General features: G+C 75.4%; 16 protein-coding genes. 5 read left to right on the top strand and 11 right to left on the bottom strand.

Annotated elements, in window-relative coordinates; translation table 11 throughout:
- The first annotated feature begins 113 nt into the window (after positions 1–113).
- Positions 114–1,514, top strand: coding sequence for an alpha,alpha-trehalose-phosphate synthase (UDP-forming) (locus ACFHW0_RS18325; protein ID WP_416609195.1), 1,401 nt, complete (start codon positions 114–116; stop codon positions 1,512–1,514).
- A 38-nt stretch (positions 1,515–1,552) separates the two neighbouring features.
- A complete protein-coding gene (otsB, locus tag ACFHW0_RS18330) occupies positions 1,553–4,114 on the top strand; it encodes a trehalose-phosphatase (RefSeq protein ID WP_416609378.1) in 2,562 nt (853 codons plus the stop codon).
- 62 nt (positions 4,115–4,176) lie between these two features.
- On the opposite strand, the gene cobA is transcribed toward otsB, so the two are convergent.
- The 3 genes from cobA to cobC are packed head-to-tail and all read right to left on the bottom strand — an operon-like array spanning position 4,177 to position 7,674.
- Complete coding sequence (gene cobA, locus ACFHW0_RS18335; protein ID WP_416609197.1) at positions 4,177–5,448, bottom strand: uroporphyrinogen-III C-methyltransferase; 1,272 nt, start codon at positions 5,446–5,448, stop codon at positions 4,177–4,179.
- Positions 5,449–5,485: 37 nt separating this feature from the next.
- Positions 5,486–6,580: a nicotinate-nucleotide--dimethylbenzimidazole phosphoribosyltransferase gene (gene cobT, locus ACFHW0_RS18340; protein WP_416609380.1), complete on the bottom strand. Its 1,095-nt coding sequence runs from the start codon at positions 6,578–6,580 to the stop codon at positions 5,486–5,488.
- Complete coding sequence (gene cobC / locus ACFHW0_RS18345; protein WP_416609199.1) at positions 6,580–7,674, bottom strand: Rv2231c family pyridoxal phosphate-dependent protein CobC; 1,095 nt, start codon at positions 7,672–7,674, stop codon at positions 6,580–6,582. Before cobC ends, cobT begins: the two co-directional genes overlap by 1 nt.
- A 121-nt stretch (positions 7,675–7,795) precedes the next feature.
- On the opposite strand from cobC, the gene ACFHW0_RS18350 reads away from it, so the two are divergent.
- A complete protein-coding gene (locus ACFHW0_RS18350) occupies positions 7,796–9,928 on the top strand; it encodes a transglycosylase domain-containing protein (RefSeq protein ID WP_416609201.1) in 2,133 nt (710 codons plus the stop codon).
- 76 nt (positions 9,929–10,004) lie between these two features.
- Here the strand turns inward: ACFHW0_RS18350 and ACFHW0_RS18355 are convergent, their stop codons facing one another.
- Both ACFHW0_RS18355 and ACFHW0_RS18360 read right to left on the bottom strand, forming a co-directional pair.
- A complete protein-coding gene (locus tag ACFHW0_RS18355) occupies positions 10,005–10,574 on the bottom strand; it encodes a GNAT family N-acetyltransferase (protein ID WP_416609203.1) in 570 nt (189 codons plus the stop codon).
- Positions 10,571–11,959, bottom strand: coding sequence for a cobyrinate a,c-diamide synthase (locus ACFHW0_RS18360; RefSeq protein WP_416609205.1), 1,389 nt, complete (start codon positions 11,957–11,959; stop codon positions 10,571–10,573). Before ACFHW0_RS18360 ends, ACFHW0_RS18355 begins: the two co-directional genes overlap by 4 nt.
- 210 nt (positions 11,960–12,169) lie before the next feature.
- Between ACFHW0_RS18360 and ACFHW0_RS18365 the strand changes: the two genes are divergently transcribed.
- Positions 12,170–12,997 carry an SURF1 family protein gene (locus ACFHW0_RS18365; protein WP_416609206.1) on the top strand — a complete coding sequence of 276 codons (828 nt, stop codon included), beginning with the start codon at positions 12,170–12,172 and terminating at the stop codon, positions 12,995–12,997.
- A gap of 19 nt (positions 12,998–13,016) precedes the next feature.
- On the opposite strand, the gene ACFHW0_RS18370 is transcribed toward ACFHW0_RS18365, so the two are convergent.
- The 4 genes from ACFHW0_RS18370 to ACFHW0_RS18385 all read right to left on the bottom strand — a co-directional run bounded on the left by ACFHW0_RS18370 (position 13,017) and on the right by ACFHW0_RS18385 (position 17,201).
- Positions 13,017–14,600 carry an ATP-dependent DNA ligase gene (locus tag ACFHW0_RS18370; RefSeq protein WP_416609382.1) on the bottom strand — a complete coding sequence of 528 codons (1,584 nt, stop codon included), beginning with the start codon at positions 14,598–14,600 and terminating at the stop codon, positions 13,017–13,019.
- A gap of 88 nt (positions 14,601–14,688) precedes the next feature.
- Positions 14,689–14,895 (bottom strand): hypothetical protein, encoded by a 207-nt coding sequence (locus ACFHW0_RS18375; protein WP_121399432.1) that lies wholly within the window; start codon positions 14,893–14,895, stop codon positions 14,689–14,691.
- A gap of 77 nt (positions 14,896–14,972) precedes the next feature.
- Positions 14,973–16,325 carry a dipeptidase gene (locus ACFHW0_RS18380; protein WP_416609384.1) on the bottom strand — a complete coding sequence of 451 codons (1,353 nt, stop codon included), beginning with the start codon at positions 16,323–16,325 and terminating at the stop codon, positions 14,973–14,975.
- Between the two features lie 252 nt (positions 16,326–16,577).
- On the bottom strand, positions 16,578–17,201 hold the full coding sequence (locus ACFHW0_RS18385; RefSeq protein ID WP_416609208.1) for a hypothetical protein: 624 nt from the start codon (positions 17,199–17,201) through the stop codon (positions 16,578–16,580).
- Between the two features lie 235 nt (positions 17,202–17,436).
- Between ACFHW0_RS18385 and ACFHW0_RS18390 the strand changes: the two genes are divergently transcribed.
- Positions 17,437–17,838: a rhodanese-like domain-containing protein gene (locus ACFHW0_RS18390; protein ID WP_416609386.1), complete on the top strand. Its 402-nt coding sequence runs from the start codon at positions 17,437–17,439 to the stop codon at positions 17,836–17,838.
- A 307-nt stretch (positions 17,839–18,145) separates the two neighbouring features.
- Here ACFHW0_RS18390 and ACFHW0_RS18395 read toward each other — a convergent pair whose 3' ends face one another.
- Complete coding sequence (locus tag ACFHW0_RS18395; RefSeq protein WP_416609210.1) at positions 18,146–19,690, bottom strand: cobyric acid synthase; 1,545 nt, start codon at positions 19,688–19,690, stop codon at positions 18,146–18,148.
- On the bottom strand, positions 19,687–20,766 hold the full coding sequence (locus ACFHW0_RS18400) for a cobalamin biosynthesis protein (RefSeq protein ID WP_416609212.1): 1,080 nt from the start codon (positions 20,764–20,766) through the stop codon (positions 19,687–19,689). Before ACFHW0_RS18400 ends, ACFHW0_RS18395 begins: the two co-directional genes overlap by 4 nt.
- Between the last annotated feature and the right edge of the window lie 254 nt (positions 20,767–21,020).

Raw genomic sequence — 21,020 nt, forward strand, 5'->3', positions numbered from 1 at the left:
GGTTGGACCATCGTGGGATGGGTAGGTGACTCCGGCACGGGGCCCCAGAAGCCGCAGCTACGCTCAGTACGCTCATTCGCGGTTGACCCGTCAGCACCCGGAGGTGGCCGAACGTGACCGTCCGCAGCTCCTTTGTCGTAGTGGCGAACCGGCTACCCGTCGACGAGGTGAGCACACCCGATGGACGGCAGTGGCGTCGCAGCCCCGGGGGGCTGGTGACCGCCCTGCACCCCGTCCTCGCCGAGCACCAGGGCACCTGGGTCGGCTGGGCCGGCGGCACCGGCGCCGCCCCCGAGCCCTTCGACCTGGAGGGCATCCGGCTGCACCCGGTACCGCTGAGCGCGGAGGAACTGGAGCGCTACTACGAGGGCCAGTCCAACGCGACGATCTGGCCGCTCTACCACGACGCGGTGGAGACGCCGGCCTACAAGCGCCGCTGGCGCGAGGCGTACCGCCTGGTCAACGCCCGCTTCGCGGAGGCCGCGGCGGAGGTCGCGGCCGAGGGGGCGACGGTCTGGGTGCAGGACTACCAGCTCCAGCTCGTCCCGGCGATGCTCCGCGAGCTGCGGCCCGATCTGCGGATCGGCTTCTTCCTGCACATCCCGTTCCCGCCCATCGAGCTGTTCATGCAGATGCCGTTCCGCACCGAGATCCTGCGCGGCCTGCTCGGCGCCGACCTGGTCGGGTTCCAGCAGCGCCTCGCCGCGCAGAACTTCGTCCGGCTGGCCCGGCACCTGCTCGGGCTGCGCTACGAGGGGCAGATGATCCAGGTCGACGGCCGCCAGGTGAAGGCCGGCGCGTTCCCGATCTCCATCGACACGAAGGAGATGGAGCGGCTGGCCGCCGACCCGGGCATCCAGGCCCGGGCGAAGGAGATCCGCGAGGAGCTGGGCAACCCGAAGACGATCATCCTGGGCGTCGACCGGCTGGACTACACCAAGGGCATCGAGTTGCGGCTGAAGGCCTTCCGCGAACTGCTGGCTGACGGAAAGCTGACAGTTCCCGACGCGGTCATGGTGCAGGTCGCCACGCCCAGCCGCGAGCGCGTGGAGCACTACCAGGCACTACGCGTGAAGGTGGAGCGGGAGGTCGGTCGCATCAACGGCGAGTTCGGCAGGGTCGGCGTGCCGGCGGTGCATTACCTGCATCAGTCGTACAGTCGCACTGAACTGGCCGCGATGTACGCCGCCGCCGACGTGATGATGGTGACCCCGCTGCGAGACGGAATGAACCTGGTAGCCAAGGAGTACGTCGCATCGCGCGCCGACCAGGGCGGTGCACTCGTGCTCAGCGAGTTCGCCGGCGCCGCCACCGAGCTGCGTCAGGCGTTCCTGTGTAACCCGCACGACCCTGACGCGGTCAAGGACGCCCTGCTGAGGGCCGTGCACGTCGAGAAGCCGGAGGCCCGCCGCAGAATGCGGACAATGCAACGCCATCTACGCACCCACGATGTGGGGCACTGGGCGAAGTCGTTCCTCACCGAGCTCGGTGTGCCTCAAACGGAGGACGCGTGAACGCCGCCAGCGAGATCATCACCCCGGCGGCCGGCACGATGGACCCGGAACTGCGCGCGGCCATCGGCCGGATCGCCCGGGTGCCCCAGCTTCTGATCGCCTGCGACTACGACGGCACCCTGGCGCCGATCGTGGAGGACCCGAGCAAGGCCGTGCCGCTGCCGGAGTCCGTGGCCGCCGTCCGGGCGCTGGCCGCCCTGCCCCAGACCACCGTGGCGGTGGTCTCCGGGCGGGCCCTGCGCGACCTGGCGGCGCTCTCCCGGCTGCCCAGCGAGGTCCACCTCGTCGGCAGCCACGGCTCCGAGTTCGACATCGGCTTCGTCGAGCGGCTCTCCCCCGAGCTGATCGCGGTCCGTACCCGGCTGCGCGACGCGCTGCGCGAGATCGCCGCGGCCCACCCGGGCATCCGGCTGGAGCGCAAGCCGGCGAGCGTCGCGGTGCACACGCGCGGGGTGGCCCCCGAGGTCGCGGCCGCCGCCATCGAGGCGGTCCGCAACGGCCCCGCCACCTGGGACGACGTCACGGTCACCCAGGGCAAGGAGGTCTTCGAGCTGTCGGTGGTCGCCACCCACAAGGGCACGGCCGTCGACCAGCTGCGCACCCAGCTCTCCGCCAGCGCGGTGCTCTTCATCGGCGACGACGTCACCGACGAGAACGCCTTCGGCAACCTGCACGGGCCGGACGTCGGCATCAAGATCGGCCCCGGTGACACCAAGGCCGGCTACCGGGTCGCCGAGCCGATCGAGGCCGCCCGCGCGCTCGGCCTGCTGCTGGAGACCCGGCGGCACTGGCTCTTCGGCGAGCGGGCGGTGCCCATCGAGCGGCACTCGATGCTGGCCAACGGGCGGACCGTGGCCCTGCTCACGCCCGAGGCCAAGGTCACCTGGCTGTGCCACCCCAAGCCGGACTCGGCGGCGATCTTCGCCGACCTGGTCGGCGGCAGCCCGGCCGGGCACTTCAGCGTCGCGCCGGAACGCGGGGGCATCCCGCTCGGCCAGCGCTACCGCTCGGGCACGATGACCGTCGAGACCCGGTGGTCGGGCCTGACCGTCACCGACTGGCTGGACAAGCCGGCCAGGGAGACCACGCCCGACGGCCCCGCCGTCATGACCGGCGACTCGACGATGGTCCGGGTGCTCACCGGCTCGGGCCGGGCCCGGCTGGAGTTCGCGCCCCGGCCCGAGTTCGGCCAGGTCGCGGTGCAGTTGCAGCCGATCGGCGACGGCCTGCTGGTGCTCGGCTCCAACGAGCCGGTCGCGCTCTACTCGCCCGGGGTCGAGTGGCAGGTCACCAACGACGGCGGCTACGAGACGGCCAAGGCGGTCGTCGACCTCTCCGCCGCCGGCGGGCAGGTCGTGCTGGAGCTGCGCTTCGGCACCCACAGCCTGGAGCACCACCGGCTGCCCGTCCACGAGCGGCAGGCCCTGGCCGAGCAGCCCTGGAAGGACTGGGTGGCCACCCTGCGGCTGCCGAGCACCGCCCGGGACCTGGTGGTCCGCAGCGCGCTGACCCTGCGCGGGCTCTGCCACGAGGCCACCGGCTCGATCCTGGCCGCCGCGACCACCTCGCTGCCGGAGGAGCTGGGCGGCGTCCGCAACTGGGACTACCGCTACTGCTGGCTGCGGGACGCGGCGATGACCGCGCGGTCCCTGGTCGACCTGGGCTCGATCGAGGAGGCCGAGGCGCTGCTGCGCTGGGTCGACGGGTGCATCGAGCGCACCGGCGGGCACCCGGAGCGGCTGCATCCGCTCTACACGGTCGACGGCTACGAGCTGGGCGCCGAGGCGGTCATCGACACCCTGCCCGGTTACGCCGGCTCCCGGCCGGTCCGGGTCGGCAACCTCGCCAACCACCAGCTCCAGCTCGACGTCTTCGGCCCGATCGCGGACCTGATCGCGGCCGTGGCCGACGCGCGCGGCTCCGTCCGCGAGGACGAGTGGCGGGTGCTCGACAACATGGTCGAGGCGGTCCGCCGCCGCTGGCACGAGCCCGACCACGGCATCTGGGAGGCCCGCCTCCCCCCGCGGCACCACATCTTCTCGAAGGTGATGTGCTGGATGACCGTCGACCGGGCGCTGCACGTGATGCGCCAGCACGGCGGCGAGGACCGGCCGGAGTGGGTGGAGCTGCGCGACCGCATCGGCGCCAACGTGCTGGAGTACGGCTGGCACGAGACCGTCGAGGCGTACAGCGTGGCGTACGGGGACGAGGAGATGGACGCCTCGTCGCTGTGGATCGGGCTGTCCGGCCTGCTCCCCGGCGACGACCCGCGCTTCCTCTCCACCGTCCTGCGGATCGAGGCGGACCTGCGCAGCGGCCCGGTCGTCTACCGCTACCACTGGGACGACGGCCTGCCCGGGCGCGAGGGCGGCTTCCACATCTGCACGGCGTGGCTCATCGAGGCGTACCTGCGCACCGGGCGGCGTACCGACGCCGAGGAGCTGTTCTCGCAGATGGTGGACACCGCCGGCCCGACCGGCCTGCTGCCCGAGCAGTACGACCCGATGGCCGAGCGCGGGCTGGGCAACCACCCGCAGGCCTACAGCCACCTGGGCCTGATCCGCTGCGCCCTGCTGCTGGACAACATGCTCAAGCAGTGACCTGACCAGCGACGACGGCGGCCGGAGACTCCCCAGTCTCCGGCCGCCCGTCGTTCGTCCCGTCAACCCTGCCCGGTCGAACCTGAGCCGCTCCCCGGTATTCCCGCAGGCCCAGCCCCGGCGAGGGCGTCGACCACGTCCCCCAGCACCACCACCGCGGGCGGGCGCAGCCCGACGGCCGCCACGTCGGCGGCCACCGCGCCGAGCGTGGACCGGAGGACCCGCTGCGCCCCGGTCGTGGCCTCCTGCACCACGGCGGCCGGCGTCCGCGCCGGCTTGCCGTGCGCGAGCAGCGTCGCGGTGATCGCCGCGAGGTTCTTCAGCCCCATCAGCACGACCAGCGTGCCGCGCAGCCCGGCCAGCGCGTCCCAGCGGACCAGGGAGGCCGGCGAGTCGGGCGCGACGTGCCCGGAGACCACGGTGAACTCGTGGGCCACCCCCCGGTGGGTGACCGGGACGCCCGCCGCGGCCGGAGCCGCGATCGAGCTGGTCACGCCGGGCACCACGGTCACCGGCACACCGGCCGCCGCGCAGGCCAGCAGCTCCTCGCCGCCCCGGCCGAAGACGTACGGGTCGCCGCCCTTGAGCCGGACCACGAACTTCCCGGCCAGGGCCCGGTCCACCAGGATCCGGTTGATCTCCTCCTGCGCGCGGGACGGGCCGTACGGGATCTTGGAGGCGTCCACGAGTTCGACGTCGGCGCGCAGCTCGTCGAGGAGCAGCCCCGGGACGAGCCGGTCGGCGACCACCACGTCCGCCTCGGTGAGCAGCCGCCAGCCCTTGACGGTGATCAGCTCCGGGTCGCCCGGACCCGCGCCGACCAGCGCCACCCGGCCGGGGCCGGTGCCCGACGGCGTCCCGGGCGTCGTCAGGGCGCCCTCCCGCACCTCCAGCAGGGCCCGGACGGCGTCGCGGACAGCCATCGCCCGGCGCGGGTCGCCCCCGCCGAGCACCGCCACGGTCACCGGGCCGTGCCGGGTCACCGCCGGCGTCCAGGCGGTGGCGGCGGCGCGGTCGTCGGCGCGTACGCAGAAGATGCGGCGCTCGGCGGCGGCGGCGCTGACCGACGCGGCGGCGAGCGGGTCGTCGATCGCGACGTGCACCAGCCACGCGCCGTCCAGGTCGTCGGGGGCGAACCGGCGCGGCGCCCAGTGCAGCCGTCCGGCGTCGACGTGCGCGCGCAGCGCCGGGGTCAGCTCGGGCGCGACGAGGAAGACGAGCGCCCCGGCGTCGAGCAGGGCCGGCACCCGACGGGTGGCCACCGCTCCCCCGCCCACCACGACCACCCGTCGGCCGGCGAGCCGCAGGCCGAGCGGGTACGGGTTGCCGCTCACGCCGCCGCCTCGCCGCCGGCGCCGATGGTGGGCCCCTTCACTTCTCGGCCACCCCCGCCGAGTCGAAGGTGGCGACCTCGTGCAGCACCCGGACCGCGCCGGTGACCACCGGCAGCGCGAGCAACGCGCCGGTGCCCTCGCCCAGGCGCAGCCCGAGGTCGATCAGCGGCTCCAGGCCCAGCCGGCGCAGCGCGACCGTGGCCCCCGGCTCGGCCGAACGGTGCCCGGCCACCATGGCGGCCACGGCGGGCGGGGCGAAGGCCGCCGCGGCGAGCGCCGCGGCGACCGCGATCACCCCGTCCAGCAGCACCGGCGTCCGGCGGGCGGCGGCGCCCAGGATCAGCCCGGCCAGCGCGGCGTGCTCCAGGCCGCCGACGGCGGCCAGCACGCCCAGCGGGTCCGCCGGGTCGGGGGCGTGCCGGCGCAGCGCGGCCCGCACGACGTCGACCTTGCGAGCGTACGTCGGGTCGTCGACCCCGGTGCCCCGGCCCGTCGTCTCCGCCGGGTCGATTCCGGCGAACGCGGCGATCAGGGCGGCGGCCGGCGTGGTGTTGCCGATGCCCATGTCCCCGGTGAGCAGGATGCCCGCGCCCGCGTCGATCAACTCGTCGGCCACCCGGATGCCGGTCTCGACGGCCGCGCGCGCCTCGTCGCGGGTGAGCGCGGCGGTCACCGCCAGGTCCCGGGTGCCGGGGCGGACGTTCGCCGCGACCAGCCGGGGCGCGTCGCGGGTCGGCGGGGCTCCCCCCGCCTCCCCGCCCGGCGCGGCGACCGGGAGCGGGGTGGCCACGCCGACGTCGACCACGGTGACCGAGGCACCGGCCTGCCGGGCGAACGCGTTGACCACCGCGCCGCCGGCCAGGAAGTTGCCGATCATCTGCGCGGTGACCTCCTGCGGCCAGGGCGTCACCCCCTGGGCGTGCACGCCGTGGTCGCCGGCGAAGATCGCGACCGCGGCCGGCTCGGGCAGCGGCGGCGGGCAGTGCCCGGCCAGGCCGGCGAGGCGTACGGAGAGATCCTCCAGGGCGCCGAGCGAGCCGGCGGGCTTGGTCAGCCGCCCCTGCAACTCCCGGCCGGCGGCCATGGCCGACTCGTCCGGCGGCCGGATCGCCGCGATCGTGGTCTCCAGCATCATGCCTCCAGGATCTCCGCCAGTACCTCGGTGAACGCGTCGGTGGTGGCCGGGTCGCGCACGGCGACGCGCAGCCACTGCGGGCCGAGACCGGGGAAGGTGTCGCCCCGGCGCACCGCCCAGCCGCGTCGCCGCAGGGCGAGCCGCACGTCGGCGGCGTCGGGGACGTGCACCAGCACGAACGCGCTGGCGGGGCGGCCGGCGACGCGTACGCCGGGCAGGGCCGACAGGCGGGCGACCAGGTGCTCGCGGTCGGCGGCGAGCCGGGCGGCGATGGCGCGCTCGGCCTCGACCGCGACGGGCGTGGCGCAGGCCGACGCGGCGGCCAGGGCGGGGGTGGAGACGGCCCAGAGCGGCTGGGCGGCGGCCAACCGCTCCAGCAGCGCGGCCTCGCCGAGCAGGTAGCCGATCCGCAGGCCGGCCAGGCCCCAGGTCTTGGTGAGGCTGCGGACCACCAGCAGGCCGGGCAGGTCCCGCCGGGCGGCCAGCGACTCCGGTTCGCCGGCCACGCCGGGGGCGACGGTGGTGTCGGCGAACGCCTCGTCGACCACCAGCACCCGGCCGGGCCGGGCCAGGGCGGCCAGGGCGCCGGCGGGATGCAGCACCGACGTCGGGTTGGTCGGGTTGCCGATCATCACGAGGTCGGCGTCGGCGGGCACCCGGGCCGGGTCGAGCCGGAAGTCGTCGGCCGCGTCGAGCAGCACGCGCTCCACCTGGTGCCCGGCGGCACGCAGCGCCGCCTCGGGCTCGGTGAACTGCGGGTGCACCACCACCGGTCGGCGTACGCCGGTCAGCGCCCGCGCGATCAGCACGAAGCCCTCGGCCGCGCCGGCGGTCAGCAGCACCTCGGCCGGCGGGCGGCCGTGCCGGGCCGCGACGGCCGCGCGCGCCGGCCCCGGGTCGGGGTACCCGGCGAGGTCGCCGAGCGCGGCGGTGATCGGGTCGGCCAGCCAGTCCGGCATCGCGTCGCGTCGCACGTTGACGGCGAGGTCGACGAGCCCCGGCCCCACCTCGGCGTCGCCGTGGTGGGCGAGGTCGGGTTCGTCTCCGGTGGGCCCCGGTTCGGGGCGGGTCTCGGTCGGCTGACCACGCATGTCCGCGATCCTGCCGGGAAGGTGCCGCGCGGGACAGCGGATCCCGGCGTGGGCCGCATCACCACACGGGCGTTTATGAATATTTCTCAAGTACGAATCGGAAATGTCATAACTTGAGCGGGTGAGCAATCGACCCCTCGCTGCCGCTGGTCGTCTCGTTCCCCTCCTCCGCGCCGGACTGATCGCCGGGATCGTGGTCGCCGCCATTGCGTACCCCGTGGCCGCCGCCACCGGCCTCGGCGCCAAGGTCACGGCGCACGCCATGGAACACAAGACCAAGATCCTCGCCACCGCGCTGCCGGCCGAGACGTCGTACGTCTACGCGCCGGACGGCAGGACGGTGCTGACGATGTTCTACGAGGAGTACCGGCAGTACACGAAGCTGGCCGACATCTCCCCGAACATGCAGCAGGCGATCGTCGCCGCCGAGGACAACCGCTTCTACCAGCACCGGGGCGTCGACCCGAAGGGCGTCGCCCGCGCCTTCGTGGCCAACGCCCGCTCCAGCGGCGTCTCCCAGGGCGCCTCCACGCTCACCATGCAGTACGTGCGGATGGCGCTGCGGGACAGCGCGAAGACGCCGAAGGAGGTGCAGGAGGCCACCCAGCAGACCAGCCTGCGCAAGGTCCGGGAGATGCGGATGGCGATGGACCTGGAGAAGGAACTCAGCAAGGAGCAGATCCTGGAGCGCTACCTCAACTCCGCGTACTTCGGGCACCGCGCGTACGGCATCTACGCGGCCAGCGAGATCTTCTTCTCCAAGGCCCCCAAGGACCTCAGCGCCGTCGAGGCGGCCACCCTCGCCGGCCTGGTCAAGTCCCCGTCCGAGTACGACCCGGCCAGCTCGGACCAGAAGGACGCCACCGGCCGGCGCAACTATGTGCTGGACCGGATGGCCCAGCTCGGCTACCTCTCACCCGATGCCGCCACGCAGGCGAAGACCGAGCCGATCCGGCTGAAGCTGACCTACCCGCCGAACGACTGCGCCTCCGTGCCGGAGAAGTGGAACAGCTGGGGCTTCGCCTGCGACTACATGAAGAACTGGTGGAGCGCGCAGCCCGCGTTCGGGGAGAACCGGCTGGAGCGCATGGACAAGCTGCGCCGGGGCGGCTACCGGATCGTGCTCAGCCTGGACCCGAAGATCCAGGAGGCGGCGGAGAGGAACGTCGGCACCAAGGAGAACACCGGCAGCCCGTTCGCCAACGGCATCGTGGTCTCCGAGCCCGGCACCGGGCGGGTCAAGGCGATGGCGGTGAACCGGACGTACTCGCTGGACCTGAGCGAGAACGGACAGAGCTCCAACCCCGAGGCCGGGCCGAACGTCAAGGCGAACTACCCGAACACCGTGGCGCCCCTGCTCGGCGGCGGCGACCTCCCCGGCTACCAGGCCGGCTCGACGTTCAAGATGTTCCCGATGCTGGCCGCGCTCGACTCGGGCATGCCGCTGTCCACCTCGTTCAACGCGCCGCACCGGTACCGCTCCGAGGTCTACGACGGCTGGTCGCCCTCCAACGCCAGCGGCGCGATGAGCGGCAACCAGACCATGTGGTCCGGCTTCGGCAAGTCGGTGAACACGTACTTCGTGTGGCTGGAGGAGCAGGTCGGCGCGGACAAGGCGGTCCGCCTGGCCGAGCAGCTCGGGCTGCGCTGGCGCACCGACGTCGACCGGGAGCACGCATCCCCGGCCAAGGCGAAGCAGTGGGGCGCGTTCACCCTCGGCGTCTCCGACGCCACGCCGCTGGAGATGGCCAACGCGTACGCCGCGATCGCCGCGGACGGCCGCTACTGCGAGGCGATCCCGGTGCAGGCGATCTACAACCGGGACGGCACGCCGACCACCTGGAAGACGGCCTCCGGGATCGAACGGGAGGTCGCCAAGCCGCGCTGCCGGCAGGTGGTGGACGCCGACGCCGCCCGCGCCGCCACCGACGCCGCCCGCTGCCCGACCGGCGACACCCCGGCCCGCGGGAGCTGCGGCGGCTGGTCGACCGCGGACAGCGTGCGGGGCACCGTCGGCCGCCCGGTGGCGGGCAAGACGGGCACCACCGACAGCACCCGGTCGGCCTGGTTCGTCGGCTACACCCCCGAGCTGGCGGCGGCGAGCTTCATCTCCGACCCGGACAACCCGTTCAACGCGGTCGGCGACGGCCAGTCGCAGATCCCGATCAAGGCGGTGGCGCAGACCCTCCGCGACGGCCTCAAGGGTCAGCCCACCCGCCAGTTCACCCCACCCTCGGACCGCATGGTCGGCTGACCGGTTCCGCGCACGGGCCGGGCGGCTGACGGTCAGGGTGGCGGCGGTGCCGTCGGATCGGCGCGGGCCAGCCGGGTCAGCGGAGATCGGCGGAGACGAGGGACCAGACCTCCAGGTCGACCCGGCCGCCCCGGACGAAGCCGGCGTTGCGGAGCAAACCCTCGTAGCTGAACCCGCCCTTCTCGGCGACCCGGCGGGAGGCCAGGTTGCCGGGGGCGATCCGCAGCTCGACGCGCTGGAAGCCGTGTTCGAGGATCAGCGCGATGGCGAGCGCGTCGACCGCCTCGACCGCCAGGCCGAAGCCCCGCGCGTGCGCCGCCATCGCGTAGGAGACCTCCGTGCACCGGGCGCCCCAGTCGGTGCGCCGCGTCCACAGGCAGCCCACCACCCGGTCGTCCTCCCGGCGCACCACCGCGTAGTGGTCGCCGTCGCCGCTGTCGCGCCGCTGCCGCGCCAGGTCGGTGCACCAGGCCAGCCCGTCGATCTGACCGGAGGTGTCGGCCAGCGGCAGCCACCGCTGGGTCTGCCGGTCGGCGAAGACCTCGTCGGCCGCCGCCGCGTCGGCCCCGGTCAGCGCGCGTACCTCGGTGCGGGGCGTGGAGACGGTCAGCGCCGGGAAGCGGCGGACCGCCACCTGACCGATCACGCGGGCACCCCGTCCGGCCGGGCGGTCGCGGCGTCCGCCGCCGCCACCGCCGCGGCCACGAGCCGGGCCGCCAGCTGCGGGTACGCGGCCCAGTGCAGGGTGAGTTGCGAGGCGTGCACGCCCCGCCAGACGAAGCCCTCGGGCGCCCCGCCGTCCCAACTCCACGCCGGCCGCGCCCCGGCGCGCGGGGTGAGCACGCCGCAGTGCTCCTTGTACCCGGCCACCACCGTGCCCGCCGGCCCCACGAGGCCGTCGGTCAGGGCGGTCGCCTGCCGGTAGCCCGCCACCAAGCCGTCGCGGCGCGTCCCCACCGCGTCGAGCACGCCGCACATGGGCAGCCCGTCCAGTTCCCGGGCCAGCCAGAGCAGGCCGGCCCCCTCGGCGACGACGGGCCGCCCGGTGCGGGCCAGCTCGGCGACCGCGATGCAGAGCCGGCGGTTGGCGGAGAGCTGCTCGGCGTACGACTCGGGCAGCCCGCCGCCCACGACCAGCGCGCCGGTGCCGGCGGGCAGCGCCTCGTCGTGCAGCGGGTCGACCGTCGCCACCTCGGCGCCGGCCGCCCGGAGCAGCTCGACGGTCTCGGGGTGGCTGTAGCTGCCGCCCGGCGTCCCGGCGACCGCGACGACCGGGCGCGCCCCGGTGTCCTCCCGCCCGACCGGCGGCGTCCAGGGCGGCGCGGGCAGCGGCGGGGCGGAGCGGGCCAGGCCCAGCAGCCGGTCCAGCTCGACGGTGGCCGCGACCGCCTCGCCCAGCCGGCGGACCGCGCGGGTGGCCTCCTCGGTGCGGGCGAGCGCGGGCACCGCCCCGTACCGTCGGGCGGGCAGCACGGACGGCAGGTCCTGGCGGCGCAGCGCGCCGTAGACGGGCACGCCGATGTCGTCCAGCGCCTCGCGCAGCAGCTCCTCGTGCCGGGAGGACGCCACCCGGTTCAGGATCACCCCGCCGAGCCAGAGCTGCTCGTCGTACGACCGGAAGCCGTGCACCAGGGCGGCCACCGACTGCCCCGTCGCGGCGACGTCGACCACCAGCACGACCGGGCTGCGCAGCGCGGTGGCCACGGCGGCCGTCGACTCGCTCTCCGGGCGGCCGGCGAGACTGTCGTACAGGCCCATGCTGCCCTGCACCACCGCGAGCCCGGCGCCGGCCGCGCCGTGGCCGACGAGGGGGGCGATCCGGTCGGCGCCGACCAGCCGGGGATCCAGGGTCCGACCGGGGCGGCCGGCGGCCAGCCCGAGGTACGCGGCGTCGACGCGGTCGGGGCCGACCTTGAACCCGGCGACGTCGACGCCCCGGTCGGCGAACGCGGCGAGCAGCCCGATCGCCAGCGCGCTCTTGCCGTGGCCGGAGGACGGCGCGCTGAGCACCAGGCGCGGCACGACGGTCATCATCGACTCCCTGCGGGGCGGCGGGGGACCTGCGGCGGGCCGAGGGCGCGGTCCGCCCGCGTGACGATAGCCGAAGCGGCCGACGGGTGGTCGCCGCCGAACGGGCCCCGCCGGCGGGTGTCGGGCGCGCCGGGCGGAGCCGCCGGCACCCCCGCCCGGGCCGGAAGGGGGGCTGTCGCAGCGAGTGCCTCCGGTCACAGGGGTAGCCTCGTGGGCGTGTACCGGTTCCTGCTGACGCCGCGCTGGCTGGGCATTCTCGCGCTGACCCTGGTCGCCGCGGCGGTGATGGTGCTGCTCGGCAACTGGCAGCTGGACCGCTACCACGGCCGTACGGAGGTCAACGAGCGGATCGACGCCGGCCTGCGGATGGCCCCGGTGCCGCTGCGTGACGTGCTGCCTGCCCCGACCGGCGGCAGCGGCACGGCGGGCCCCGCCCCCGTCGCGGAGAAGGCCTGGACCAAGGTCACCGTGACCGGCCGCTACGACCCGGCGAACGTGGTCCTGGTCCGGGGCCGCTCGGTGGACCGCACGGTCGGCTTCGAGGTGGTCACCCCGCTCGTGCTGGCCGACGGCACGGCCGTGCTGGTCGACCGGGGCTGGATCCCGCCGGCCCGCGGCGGCGACGCGACCGTCCAGCCGGACGTGCCGGCCCTCCCGCCCGGCGAGGTCACCGTGACGGGACGGGTGCACCTGAGCGAGAGCGGTTCGGTCGCCGTGACCCGGCGGGACGGCAAGCTGGAGACCCGGCGGATCGGCGTGTCCCGGCTGGCCCGGGAGCTGCCCTACCCGGTGCACGGCGCGTACCTGCTGCTCGACGAGCAGACCCCGGCGGCCGACCCCGCCTTCAAGGACGTGCCGGTCGGGTACACCAACAACTGGCAGAACTTCGGCTACGTCGTGCAGTGGTGGATCTTCGCCGCGATGACCCTGTTCGGCTACGGCTGGGTGGCCCGCCGGGAGGCCCGCCGGCTGGCGGGTGTGGAACCGCGGCGGCCCGTCGACCGGGCCGCCGAGCCCGCGCCGCAGGGCGCCGCCTGACCCGTCGCGCCCGGCCCGCTCAGCCCGTGACGCGGCCGGCGTGGATGGCGCGTACGGCGTCGATGGTGTCGGCCTCCGCCGCCGTCTTGTCGTCGCGGTAGCGCACCACGCGGGCGAAGCGCAGCGCCATCCCGCCCGGGTAGCGGGAGCTGGTCTGCACCCCGTCGAAGGCGATCTCGACCACCTGCTCGGGGCGGACCCGCACCACCCAGTCGCCGCGCTCGACGGCGAGGGCGAGGAAGCGCTCGGTCTGCCAGCGCAGCAGCTCGTCGGTGAGGCCCTTGAACGTCTTGCCGAGCATGACGAAGTCACCCGTGCGCGGGTCGCGGGCGCCGAGGTGCAGGTTGGACAGCCAGCCCTGACGCCGGCCGTTGCCCCACTCCACCGCCAGCACCACCAGGTCGAGGGTGTGCCGGGGCTTCACCTTCACCCAGGCGGCACCCCGCCGGCCGGCGTCGTAGGGGGCGTCGGGCGCCTTCACGACGACCCCCTCCTGGCCGGCGTCGATGGCGGCGGCGAACGCCTCGCCGGCCCGCTCCGGGCCGTCGACCTCCATCCGGCCGACCAGCAGCGGGGCGTCGACCGCGGCGTCGAGCGCGGCCCAACGCTCGCGGCCGGGCCGGTCGACCAGGTCGTCGCCGTCGAGGTGCAGCAGGTCGAAGAAGTACGGCGTCAGCACCGTCCCGCCGGTGGTCGCGGCGGCGGCGCGCACGGCCGGAGCCACCGGGGCGCCTCCGGCGCTGCTCGGCGTCGTGCGCCGCGCCGCCCGGCTCGACGTCTGCTGGAAGGGCAGCGGCCGGCCCGTCTCGTCGAGCCCGATCGCCTCCCCGTCGAGCACCAGCTCGCGGGCGGGCAGCGCCCGCACGGCGGCGACCACCTCCGGCACCCGGGCGGTGATGTCGTCCAGGCTGCGGGTGAACACGGCGATGTCGTCGCCGGAGCGGTGCACCTGGATCCGGATGCCGTCGAGCTTGACGTCGACCACGGCGGGGGTGCCCGTGGCCGCGAGCGCCTCGTCCACCGAGGGCGCGCTCTGGGCCAGCATCGGCGCGAGCGGGCGGCCGACCTGGAGCCCGAAGGCGCCCAGGGCCGCCGCGCCCCCGTCGAGCGCGGCGACCGCGACCGCGCGCAGGTCACCGGCGAGCAGCAGCGCCCGGCGTACGGCGGCGAGCGGCACGTCGGCGGCCCGGGCCACCGCGTCGGCGAGCAGCCCCGCCTGCGCGCCCTGGCGCAACTCGCCGCTGAACAGGCCGGTCAGCAGCCGCTGTTCCTCGGCGGTGGCGGCGGCGTAGAGCGCGCCCAGCAGCGCCCGGCGGCGGGCCTGGGAACCGGGTCCGTGCACGGCCGCGATCTCGTCGATGGCCGCGTCGACGGCGGCCACGGTCAGGGTCGGCTCGGCGGCCGGCGGCGGCAGGTCACGCAGGCTCGCGAAGCCCACCCCGGTCTGCCGCTGACGCAGCTCGCCGGCCAGCCAGCCGGCGCCCGCCGCGACCTCGGGCGGGTCGAGCGCCCGCAACGCGGCGGCGAGCAGCTCCACCTTGGTCCGCCGGGCCCGGGTGGCGCCGACGGCGGCGGAGGTGGCTGCCAGGTCGAGGAACCGCACGGGCTCCATCCTGCCAGCCACCTCCGACACGACCCGGACATTGCCGTGCCCGGGCGCCGGGAAACCTCCGCCCGCGGAAGTGGGCGGGTCAGGCCGAGACGGGTTCCTCGATGCGCAGGCCGCGGGCGCGGATCTCCTCGGCGACCCGGGAGAGCACCGTGTCGAGAGCGACCAGCGCGGCGGACAGGTCGCCGAGCTGTTCCTTGAGCGTGTCCTCGGACCACGCGGAGACGTCGACGTCCCCCAAAGCGCTGACGGCGGCCTCGAGCCGGCCCATCACCTCATTCGTACGCATGTTCGAGAGGCTATAACAACCCGACCGCCGACACACCGCAAACGCCCACATCGACCGCGAAGTTACGGTTCCGACACCTAACGCCCGGCGACGCCCGCCTCGGCGACGTTCTTGAGCAGCAGCGCCTCCGCCAGGCAGACCCGGGCGAACTCCCCGAGGTGCAGGCTCTCGTTCGGGCCGTGCGCCCGGGCCTGCGGGTCCTCCACGCCGGTCACCAGGATCGCCGCGCGCGGGAACATCTCCTGGAAGGTGGCGATGAACGGGATCGAACCACCGATGCCGAGGTCCACCGGGTCGGTGCCGTCCCAGGCGGTCCGGAACGCCGAGCGGGCCGCGTCGAACATCGGGCCGGACGCGTCGATGACGCACGGGTCGCCGTCGTGTTCGAAGGTGACGCTCACCCGCGCACCCCACGGGGCGTGCTTCTCCAGGTGGGCGCGCAGGGCCGCGTAGGCCCGCTTCGGGTCGTCGCCCGGCGCCAGCCGCACGCTCAGCTTGGCCCTGGCGGCCGGCACCAGGGCGTTCGGCGCCTCGGCGGTGGTCGGGGCGTCGATGCCGAGCACCGCGAGGGCCGGCTTGGTCCAGAGCCGGTCGGTGATCCGCCCGGTGCCGATGAGGCTGACGCCCTCGGCCAGCCCCGCCTCGGCCCGGAACCGGTCCTCCGGGTAGTCGACGCTCGCGCCCTCCCGGCCGACCAGCCCGTCGACCGCCACGTCACCGGCGTCGGTGTGCAGGGTCGCCAGCAACCGCGCCAGGGCGGTCAGCGCGTCCGGCACCGCCCCGCCGAACATGCCGCTGTGCACGGCGTGGTCGAGGGTGCGCACCTCCACGAAGCAGTTGACGATGCCGCGCAGGCTCGTGGTCAGCGCCGGTACGCCGATGTCCCAGTTCGCGGAGTCGGCGATCACGATGACGTCCGAGGAGATCTCGTCGCGGTGCGCGGCGAGCAGGCGCTCCAACGAGTCGGAGCCGTACTCCTCCTCGCCCTCGATGAAGAGCACCACGCCGACCGGCAACGCGTCACCGTACGCGCGCAGCGCCGCCACGTGCGCCATGATGCCGGCCTTGTCGTCGGCGGCGCCCCGGCCGTAGAGCCGGCCGTCCCGCTCCACCGGCTCGAACGGGTCCGACTCCCACAGCGTCAGGTCGCCGACCGGCTGCACGTCGTGATGGGCGTAGAGCAGCACCGTCGGCGCCCCGGGCGGGGCCGCCTTCCTGCCGATGACCGCGGGCTGGCCACCGGAGCGCACGATCTCGACGTCGAGGCCGCAGCCGCGGAGCAGCTCGGCCACCGCCTCGGCGGAACGCTCCACGTGCGAGTGGTCGAAGCCCTCGAACGCGATGCCGGGGATGCGGACGAGGCGTTCCAGGTCGGCGCGGACGCCGGGCAGCTCCCGCTCGACGGCAGCCCGGACCTCGGACTCGGACATGATCGGTGTGGTCATGACCGGCATCGTATGCCGGCCTTACCGACCGCACCGCCCGAGCCCGCCGCGACGGGCCTGTCCCGGCCGGTCAGGCGGCCGCAGCGGCGGACTCGGCAACGCCGGCGACGTCACGCCGCCCTGACGGCCGCCAGCGGCGGCGCGCGCGGCGACGGGCCCGCCAGTGCCGCCCGGGCCGACGGCCCCACCAGCTCGCCCGGGTCGACGGCCCCGCCAGGTCGCCCCGGGCGACGGGTCTCAGCGGCGGCGCACGTAGTAGCGGTCGGCGTCGTGCGGCAGGACCGGGGCGCCGTCGACCACCAGGTCCGCACGCGCCTCGGTGCCGTCGACGGCGAAGTGCGACCGCTCCCCGAGGTGCCAGCGACGCAGCTCCGGCAGGATTCCCGGGCCGTCGCGCTCCAACGCCCGGGCCAGCCGCAACGGCGCCGGGGCGGTGACGAAGACGGCCAGGGTGAGGTCCGCGGTGGCGGCGGCCCGCGCCGCGCTCACCCCCTCGACGAGGAGCACCGGCGCGACCGGGACCGGCACCGGGCGCGGCAGGAAGGCCCGACGGACCCAGCTGTACCGGCGGTACGCCCCCGGCCGACCGGCGCGCAGCGGCCCGAGCACCCACTCCTCCAGCCGGGGCCAGAAGGTGAGCTGGTCGTCCCAGCCGTCGATCAGGTCGTCGGTGTGCACCACGGGCGGCGGGCCGCCGCCGGGGAGGGCGGCGAGGGCGTCCGCGAGCCGCGCCGCGAACGCGCTCTTGCCCGCGCCGCTCGGCCCGTCCACCGCCACCAGCCGGGTCCGCCCCAACCGTGCCGGCCCGGCGAGCACCCGCCGGGCCAGCCGGTCGTACGCCTCGACCACCGCCACCGCCACGTGGCCGACGGTAACCAGGCCGGATCCACGGCTACCGCGCGGGTCCACGGTGGCGGGGCGCCCGACGTCAGCGGGCCACGCGGACGCCGGACCGGGCCGGGTCACCGGGTTGTCGCGGCGGCTGGCGGTGCTCCGATCGGGGGTCGCCCGAACGAGCGTTCGTCGGGTACGCCGGGGCGTTCGTCGGGCGGAGTGCGGAACGGGGCGGGATGATCTGCTGGTGTCCCACAGCGTGATGAGTCCGGGCGTCGACGCCCTCCTGGAACAGGCCCGCGCCGGGGTACGCCGGCTGACCCCGCACCAGACCGTCGAGGCGGTCCGTACCGGGGCGTTGCTGGTCGACACCCGCACCGACGCGCAGCGGCAGGAGCAGGGCGACCTCCCCGGCGCCATCGTGATCGACCGGACGGTGCTGGAGTGGCGACTCGACCCGGCCAGCGCGTGGCGGATCCCGGAGGCCACGGCGTACGACCAGCACATCGTGGTGGTGTGCCGCCAGGGCTACAGCTCCAGCCTCGCGGTCGCGAGCCTGCGGGCGCTCGGGCTGCACCGCGCGACCGACATGATCGGCGGCGTGCAGGCGTGGCGCGAGGCGGGGCTACCCATGTCCGACCGCCCCGCGGACATCCGCCGCTGACCGGCCCCGGCCTCGGGCCCGCCAACCGACTGCCCCGCCCGCCCGCCCCGTGCCCCGCGCCCCGTGCCCCGTGCCCCGTGCCCCGCGCCCCATGCCTCATGCCTCATGCCTCATGCCTCATGCCTCATGCCTCATGCCTCATGATCAAAAGGTTGCGCCCTGATCCGCAGCTCCACAGGACGCAAAGCTCTTGATCACTGCCGCAAGGGGCGGGGTGGGGGAGCCCGCACGCGAGGGGCGGGGTGTGGGATCGGGCGCGACGGTGTGGCGGCGCGGCGGCCCCCGTGGGCAGCGACGCTTGGTGGGATCAGGGAAGGTGTGGGGCTCCGGGTGGGATGAAGGGGAGGCCGGCGGGCGGGCCGGACTCGACGAGGCGCCAGAGGGCGTCGGTGTCGAGGTGCTCCTCGACCAGGTCGCCGAGCAGGTCCAGGGAGCGCTCGCGGGCGGCGGCGAAGGCGGTGTCGGGGGCCACCGTGAAGCCGGTCCGGCCGGCGAGCCGGGCCACCTCGGTCAGGAACCGGCGGCGGAACCCGTCGGACTCGAAGGCGCCGTGCCAGTGGGTGCCGTGCACGGCACCGACCACGGCCCCCTCGCCGCTGCCGTCCGCGCAGGTCAGCAGCGGGGTCAGCGCCGGGTCGGCGTGCGAGACGTACCCGTGGTGGATCTCGTAGCCGTGGACCGGGACATCGCCACGGGCGGTGCCGGCCGACTGCCGGACGGTCTTGCGCGGGTCGAAGGTGACCTCGATCGGCAGCAGGCCCAGCCCCGGCACGCTGCCCTGCCGGCTCTCCACCGAGTCGTGGATCGCCCGGGCCAGCATCTGGAAGCCGCCGCAGATGCCGAGCAGCGGCTTGCCCGCCGCCGCGTGCGCCAGGACGGCGTCGGCCAGGCCGGTCCGCCGCAGCCAGGCCAGGTCGGCCACGGTCGACTTCGAGCCGGGCAGCACGACCAGGTCGGCGGCGGCCAGTTCGGCCGGCTCGACGGTCAGCCGGACCCGTACGCCCGGCTCGGTGGCGAGCGCCTCGACGTCGGTCGCGTTGCTGATCCGGGGCAGCCGGACCACGGCCACGTCCAGCCAGTCGGTGCCGCGCGGGGCCGCCGGCCGGCCGAGCACCCGGCCGTACGCGAGCGAGTCCTCCGCGTCGAGCCAGAGGTCGAGCGCCCAGGGCAGCACCCCGTACGTCGGTCGGCCGGTGACCTGGCGCAGCATGTCCAGCCCCGGCCGGAGGAGCCCGAGGTCGCCCCGGAACTTGTTGATCACGAAGCCGGCGATCAGTGCCTGGTCGGCCGGGTCCAGCAGGGCGAGGGTGCCGAACATCGAGGCGAAGACCCCGCCCCGGTCGATGTCGCCGACCACGATCGTGGGCAGGCCCGCGTGCCGGGCCAGGCCCATGTTCACGTAGTCGCCGGCCCGCAGGTTGATCTCCGCCGGGCTGCCGGCGCCCTCACAGATCACGACGTCGTACGCGGCCCGCAGCTCGGCGAGCGCCGCGTACGCGGTCTCGGCGAGCCGGGGACGCAGCTCGCGGAAGTTGCCCGCGGTGACCGTGTCGACGGCCTCACCGAGCAGCACCACCTGGCTGGCCAGGTCGCTGCCCGGCTTGAGCAGCACCGGGTTGAACCGCAGGTCGGGGGCGAGACCGCAGGCGGCGGCCTGCATCGCCTGCGCCCGCCCGATCTCACCGCCCCGGCCGTCCGGGCCGACGACGACGGCCGAGTTGTTGGACATGTTCTGCGCCTTGAACGGCGCCACCTTCACGCCCCGGCGGTGCAGCCAGCGGCAGATTCCGGCGGTGAGCACGCTCTTGCCGGCGTCGGAGGTGGTGCCGGCGACCAGCAGGCCGCCGCTCACCGCCCGCTCTCCCGCCCCGCCGCGGCCACGACACGCCGCCCGACGCCGACCCCACCGACGGCGCGCCGGCCGAGGATGCGCTGCCCGACGACGCTCCGGTGCGTCACCCGGCGCCCGACGGCGCCCACCAGCCGGCCGAGGGTCAGCGGGTACGCGGCGGCCAGCCCGAGCGCGGCCAGCCCGACCGCGCCCGAGATCCGGGCGGCCCGCTTGAGGTGCCGCGCCTCGGGGCGGGGGCCGTCACCGAGGAACGGACGCACCTCGGAGCGCCCGAAGTAGACGTTGCGTCCGCCCAGCCGTACGCCTAGGGCGCCGGCCATCGCCGCCTCGCACTGCCCGGCGTTCGGGCTGGGGTGGTCGTTGCGGTCCCGGCGCCACACGCGCCACGCCCGTTGCCGGTCGCCGTGCGCGGTCGGCGCGACCGCGACGGTGAGCAGGCCGGTCAGCCGCGCGGGCACCAGGTTGAGCAGGTCGTCGAGGCGGGCGGCGGGGGTGCCGAACCGGGCGTACCGCGGGGAGCGGTGGCCCACCATGGCGTCGAGGGTGTTCGCCGCGCGGTACCCGAGCAGGCCGGGAAGCCCCGCCACGGCGCCCCACAGCAGCGGGGCGACGACCGCGTCCGAGGTGTTCTCGGCGAGCGACTCCACGGTGGCGCGGGCCAGCTCGGGCTCGTCGAGTGCGGACGGGTCCCGGCCGCAGAGGTGGCCGAGCCGCTGTCGGGCGGCCGGCAGGTCGCCGGCGCGCAGCGCCCGCCCCATCACGGTGGCCTCGTGCCGCAGGGTGCGCCCGCCCAGCACCGTCCAGGTGCCGGCGGCGACCAGGGCGGCCCGGGCCACCGGCCGGCGCCGGGTGGCGACCGTGGCGGCCACGCCGAGCAGCACCGGCGCGCCGACCGCCAGCGCGGTGAACGCCGCTCCGGCAAGCCGGTCCGGGCGGTACGTCCGCCGCTCCAGTGCCCCGGCGGCACGGCCGAAGCCGGCCACGGGGTGGTACCGGCGGGGGTCGCCGAGGAGCGCGTCGAGGGCGTACCCCGCGACCAGTCCCGCCACGGTCGCCACCGGCGTCGCCTGTCGCACCCGCCACCACCTCCGGCCGGCCAGCCTAGCCGAGCGCCCACCCCGCCCCCGGTCGAACACCCGACCACCCGGGCCCCGGCGGTCGTCGTCCCCGATCGCCCGGACCGCGCCAAGCCACTCCCCCCTCCCCCGATGACCCGACGGTCCGCTCGACCATTTGACCGGTCGAGCTGGTCGAGCTGGTCGAGCGCGGGGCAGGGAAAGGGCGGGCAGCGAAAGGGTCGACCCGCGACGCCCATGATCGTTTGACGTCG

This window comes from Micromonospora sp. LOL_025 (genome assembly GCF_048060285.1).
Lineage (GTDB): Bacteria > Actinomycetota > Actinomycetes > Mycobacteriales > Micromonosporaceae > Micromonospora.

Coding starts and splice junctions, on each gene's coding strand:
- otsB (WP_416609378.1), top strand. CDS start 1,553: ATGGACCCGGAACTGCGCGCGGCCATCGGCCGGATCGCCCGGGTGCCC.
- cobT (WP_416609380.1), bottom strand. CDS start 6,580: ATGCTGGAGACCACGATCGCGGCGATCCGGCCGCCGGACGAGTCGGCC.
- cobC (WP_416609199.1), bottom strand. CDS start 7,674: ATGCGTGGTCAGCCGACCGAGACCCGCCCCGAACCGGGGCCCACCGGA.
- ACFHW0_RS18360 (WP_416609205.1), bottom strand. CDS start 11,959: ATGACCGTCGTGCCGCGCCTGGTGCTCAGCGCGCCGTCCTCCGGCCAC.
- ACFHW0_RS18375 (WP_121399432.1), bottom strand. CDS start 14,895: ATGCGTACGAATGAGGTGATGGGCCGGCTCGAGGCCGCCGTCAGCGCT.
- ACFHW0_RS18380 (WP_416609384.1), bottom strand. CDS start 16,325: ATGTCCGAGTCCGAGGTCCGGGCTGCCGTCGAGCGGGAGCTGCCCGGC.
- ACFHW0_RS18390 (WP_416609386.1), top strand. CDS start 17,437: ATGAGTCCGGGCGTCGACGCCCTCCTGGAACAGGCCCGCGCCGGGGTA.